This window comes from Chamaesiphon sp. VAR_69_metabat_338, from assembly GCF_031423935.1.
In the GTDB taxonomy this organism is placed as follows: Bacteria; Cyanobacteriota; Cyanobacteriia; order Cyanobacteriales; family Chamaesiphonaceae; genus Chamaesiphon.
The window spans coordinates 1-4893 of record NZ_JANPGM010000059.1 but is presented as its reverse complement, the minus strand read 5'-3'; the positions used below and the strand labels follow the sequence as shown (position 1 = coordinate 4893).

5 protein-coding genes are annotated in these 4893 nt (G+C 49.4%); 4 read left to right on the top strand and 1 reads right to left on the bottom strand.

Features of this window, described 5'->3' with window-relative positions; translation table 11 throughout:
• Positions 1–795 (top strand): carotenoid oxygenase family protein (locus RMO84_RS01835; protein ID WP_310486752.1); only part of this gene is annotated, 795 nt, incomplete at its 5' end.
• 146 nt (positions 796–941) lie between these two features.
• Here RMO84_RS01835 and RMO84_RS01830 read toward each other — a convergent pair.
• Entirely contained in the window at positions 942–1700 is a 759-nt protein-coding gene (locus RMO84_RS01830; protein WP_310486751.1) for an MBL fold metallo-hydrolase, read from the bottom strand.
• A gap of 241 nt (positions 1701–1941) precedes the next feature.
• Here RMO84_RS01830 and RMO84_RS01825 point away from each other — a divergent pair, with 241 nt between their 5' ends.
• The 3 genes from RMO84_RS01825 to RMO84_RS01815 all read left to right on the top strand — a co-directional run.
• Entirely contained in the window at positions 1942–3279 is a 1338-nt protein-coding gene (locus tag RMO84_RS01825; protein ID WP_310486750.1) for a cytochrome P450, read from the top strand.
• Positions 3276–4037, top strand: a complete 762-nt coding sequence (locus RMO84_RS01820; RefSeq protein WP_310486749.1) for a peroxiredoxin-like family protein — start codon at positions 3276–3278, stop codon at positions 4035–4037. Before RMO84_RS01825 ends, RMO84_RS01820 begins: the two co-directional genes overlap by 4 nt.
• A 211-nt stretch (positions 4038–4248) precedes the next feature.
• On the top strand, positions 4249–4893 hold a 645-nt coding region (locus tag RMO84_RS01815), incomplete at its 3' end, for a hypothetical protein (RefSeq protein ID WP_310486748.1).

Genomic DNA, 4893 nt, shown 5'->3' with positions numbered 1-4893 from the left:
TTTATCCATGACTTTGCAATTACGCCCAATTATTGTATTTTCTTCCAAAATCCGGTTGGGTTCAATCCCTTCCCCTTCTTATTTGGCTTAAAAGGTGCGGCGGAATGTGTCAAGTTTCAGCCTGAAAAAATGACTAAAATTCTCGTTATTCCCCGCAATCCTCGCAGCGGGGAGCAGATGCAAGTCCTAGAGACTAAATCGGGTTTTGTGTTCCACCACGCCAATGCTTTCGAGCACGATGGTAAAATATCGATCGATTCAATTGCCTATCCTACCTTCCCAGAAGTCGAACCCGATAAAGATTTCCGCGAGATCGATTTCAATACGCTCACACCCGGACAGTTATGGCGATTTGAATTAAATCTCCAAACTCAGCAAGTAAGTAGCGAACTCGTCGAACCCCGCTGTTGTGAATTTCCGACAATTAACCCCGCTAACGTCGGCAATCCCTATCGCTACGTCTACATGGGTGCGGCGCAGACACTAGCTGGTAATGCCCCGCTCCAAAGCATCCTCAAATTGGATCGCGAAACTAGCAAGCAGCAAATGTGGACGGCAGCACCAACGGGATATGTCAACGAACCCGTCTTCGTGCCGCGTCCTGGCGGTACCCAGGAGGACGATGGCTGGCTGGTTGCGATGATTTATGATGGTGTCAAAGATCGATCGGCTGTGGTCATTTTAGATGCCGCAGATCTGACCAAAGGCGCGATCGCTACGCTCCATCTGACGCATCATATTCCTTATGGTCTGCACGGTAGTTGGGCGGACGAGGTGTTTATCGATTCGTTGTAAGATCTGGCTCTGGATTGGGGCGAAGTTGCAGCATTGTCTAGTTAGAGACGATCGCGACTAGCCCTAATATTCCAGATCTTCATCTACATACTCACGTTGCTTCAGATCGGAATAGATCGACGGGATCGTCCTTGATAAAATCGCGATTAAACAGGTATTAATTCTAAATTCACTGGTTGCCAAGGTTGTGGCTCGATCGCCTTAGTAACTAAAGACTTAGATTTGAGTAAGTCTTGAAACTCTGTCACCGTGCCTTCGGCAGATAAAATTGACATCAACAGACCTTCAAACTTTACATCACCACCAGCCGCCGTCGGGATGATAAATTTAGGCTTGAGTAATTCGCATAGATCTAGTGCGCTGGCTTTACCTTTAATAACAGCACCTAATAACGGCAGCTTGAGATCGATTAATGGCGTAATGACAACATCGATCGCGGCTTCTTGGGCTAGAGTGGGCGAGTGATAGCCGTGGGGTTCGTAATAGAGGCTGGTATTATCTGCGCGCAAGATATAGCCATTTTCGATCGCGGTGGGGCCGACTGGCGAGCCGGGTACGGCTTTAATCTCGATCGAGTCAACATGATAACTCTCTCCAGGTACGATGGCGGTAACTGTCTGGTAGCCGAGCTTTTGGACTACTTTGGCGGCACTGGGCGAACCGATGACAGGGATCGATCGATCCAAAACTTCTAGAGTTGGCGGATGCGCGTGATCGGGTAGACCTTGAGAAAGTAAGATCAGATCGATATTTGTGGGGATGGGTCGATCGACTGTTTTGCTGCCTTGAAACAACCAGGGCAGATCGCCGAAGCTGAGATTGCCGACCAGCCAAGGGTCTAATAAAATTCGTTTGCCGCCCAGTTCGATGAGCCAAGAGTTACTGTCGAGCCAGGTGAGTTGCATAAACTTTATAGGTCGGATGATATTTACATAATTTAACACTGACGCGATCGAGATTGCTATGTGCTGGGTGGAGGCGGATTTTTAACGCAAAGGGCGCGAAGGTTTTTAGGGTTTGTGGGAGGTTGTTAGTTTTACCGCAAAGGACGCTGAGAGATTGCGACTATTCGGGAGATTCTCCGAAGCTTCATTTAAGATAGTGATGAGTGAATTGACGCTTCAACTACTAACGATTAAACTGCCGATGTCTGCATCTCAACCATCAACTTCATCTTTGCCGCTACCGCCAGGGAAATCTGGCTTACCGTGGATTGGGGAAACGATTTCATTTTTGCTCGATCCTGATTTTGCGACCAAGCGGCGACAGCAGTATGGAGCAATTTTTCGGACGCATATTATCGGGCGACCGACAGTGGTAATGAGTGGCGCGGCGGCGAATAAATTTATTCTGGCGACTGGCTTTGACAAATTTTCCTGGCGCGATGGGTGGCCGGATAATTTTAAGGAATTATTGGGGGAATCTTTATTTTTGCAAGAAGGAGCGGAGCATCAGCGCAATCGTAAATTATTGATGCCCGCGTTTCATGGCAAAGCCTTGGTAAATTATGTCGAAACGATCGATAAGATTACCGATTGTTATCTGGCTAAATGGTCGCAGACAGGGGATCTGACGTGGTTCCCCGAACTCAAAAATCTCACCTTTGAAATCGCCAGTGTCTTACTCATTGGCAGCGAACCAGGGGCGCAAACGACAGAATTGAGTCGGCTATTTACCGAGCTGACGAATGGTTTATTTACCTTGCCGCTGAATTGGAGTTATACGACCTATGGCCGCGCGATCGCCGCTAGAGACAAATTGCTCGCCCAGATCGAAACCGTTGTCCTCGCGCGGCAACAACAGCCCACTCAGGATGCCTTGGGCTTACTCGTACAGAGTCAGGATGAAGATGGCAATCGGCTGAGTGTGGACGAACTCAAGGTACAGGCGTTGTTGTTGCTATTTGCCGGACATGAGACGACGACATCGCTGATTGCCTCGCTGTGTTTGGCACTAGCCCAACACCCTGAAATCCTCGCCCAAGCCAGAGCCGAGCAGGCGCAAATTGGCATGGACACACCGCTCTCAATCGACAGCCTCAAACAAATGACCTATCTCGATCGCGTATTGCGAGAGGTGGAGCGGATGTATCCCCCAGTGGGTGGCGGCTTTCGGGGTGTAGTTGAAGAATTTGAATTCAACGGTTATCGCGTGCCGAAGGGGTGGCAAGTGCTGTATCGAATTCCCGAAGCTCATTTCGACGAGGCGGTATATCCCAATCCCACTAGCTTCGATCCCGACAGGTTTGCACCAGAACGCTATGAATACAAGCCGTCGGACTATACTTTTGCCACTTATGGCGGTGGCTCGCGGATCTGCATCGGCATGGCTTTTGCCCAGATGGAGCTGAAGATAATTGCGGCTAAGTTGCTCCGCGATTACAGTTGGGAACTATTACCCGACCAAAATCTTACTCTCGATCCGATTCCCACCCTCCATCCCCGCGACGGTTTAAAAGTTAAATTTCAGAAATTAGCCAGATGAATATCTACTCGATCTTTCAGCAAACCGATCGACTCCGTATTAGCGACGGCGCGATCGTGCCAATCCTCAGCGGTTGCGACGCGGCGCGACACTTACTAATCATCGTCTGCCCGCAACTGGGCGATTTTGATAGTCTCGAATATGCTTGGTGGCTGCAACGGGAACGGGCACAACTGGCAGCACAGGGGTGTGATGTGCGGATGATAGGCATCGGCGATCGCGCGGCTGGCTTGAAATTCTGTGAGTTTACCGGCTTTCCCACCGGATCGTTATTTATCGATCGCGAGGCGAAATTACATACCCAGCTCGATCTGTATCCAGGTCTGTCAATCTCTCAAAATGCCTGGGTAAATCTCATGTTGATGTGTGCAGGCATCGGCAGTCCTGGGACGCTGCGGGAAGTTTTGCGGGGATATACGGGCGATCGATCTGCGCCCCAATTGATTGCTGCCGATGAGACTGTTGCGGCAAAACCATTACCACCGATTCGGGGATCTTTTTTCGATGTAGCTGGCGGTAGTGGTTTTCAGCGACCGTTTGAATTAGCGACGTTGAGACTGCGAAATATGGCTGAGGTGCTAGGCAATTGGTCTACTTACGTTCCCGATCCGAGTTATCTGACGCAACGAGGTGGCACTTTTTTATTCGCTCCAGATCGAGCCTTAGTATACGCACATCGCGATCGCGGAATCCTGGGTTTTGCAGCGAATATGAGCCAACCATTAGCATTTTTAGCTAAATATCGTGCCGATAAGTAGCGATCGACACACGGGACACACAAGCATAGGTAGAAAAAGACTACAATTTAACTGACGAGCCTGAGGTTGTGTCCAGAAGCGATCGCTACGCGAGATCGACCAATTTTGCATAAAGATCCAGAACACACCCAATCGATAATGTAGCAATTACAATTCAAAGCACACTGTGGCTTGTTGTTTGAGTCACTACAATTTATACGAGGTATCGATCGTGCGTTTTCTCTACTCTGGTATTGGTTTCAACTTAGCACTGCTCGGACTTAGTGCTACCAATTTGACGGCGATCGCCTCTCCTGCGACATTACCACAGCGAGTGCCTCAGCAACTGGCACTGCTCCAAGATAGTGGTTCTAACCGCGAGCTGACCGTCATCAAGGGGAATGGGGTCGAATTTACCGTCCCCGCAGGCTTCAAAGGTGGCAAACCGTCTAGTGAAGAGACGAAAGCGATTATTTCCGCTGCGACTAAATTAAGTCCTTCGATGGCATCATTTGCCAAGCTGGTAGATAACGATCCGGCATTCATTAGAGCGATGGCTTTTAATACCACCACGCCGGAGCGTCCGGAGATAGTCCTGATCACTCGCTTGCCGATTCCCGCCACGACGCCGATGTCCGAGCTAGAAGAAATGATGGCCAAAGTTTTGCCCTCCATGCTGCCTGAGTCATTCAAGCTCGTCGAACATAAGCTAGACAAAATAGGTGCGCGCGAAATCGTGCGGTTGACAGTCACTGCCAATGTGCAAGGTGCCAACTTTAAAGAATCGATCGGTTTATTCCGCGAAGGTAATGAAGTCTTTCAAGTTACCTATGTCTATGACGGCGCGAGCCAACGGCAAGCACAACCCACATTCGAG

Excerpts from the sequence above, each read along its gene's own strand:
- RMO84_RS01820 (WP_310486749.1), top strand. The coding sequence starts at position 3,276 with ATGAATATCTACTCGATCTTTCAGCAAACCGATCGACTCCGTATTAGC.
- RMO84_RS01830 (WP_310486751.1), bottom strand. The coding sequence starts at position 1,700 with ATGCAACTCACCTGGCTCGACAGTAACTCTTGGCTCATCGAACTGGGC.
- RMO84_RS01825 (WP_310486750.1), top strand. The coding sequence starts at position 1,942 with ATGTCTGCATCTCAACCATCAACTTCATCTTTGCCGCTACCGCCAGGG.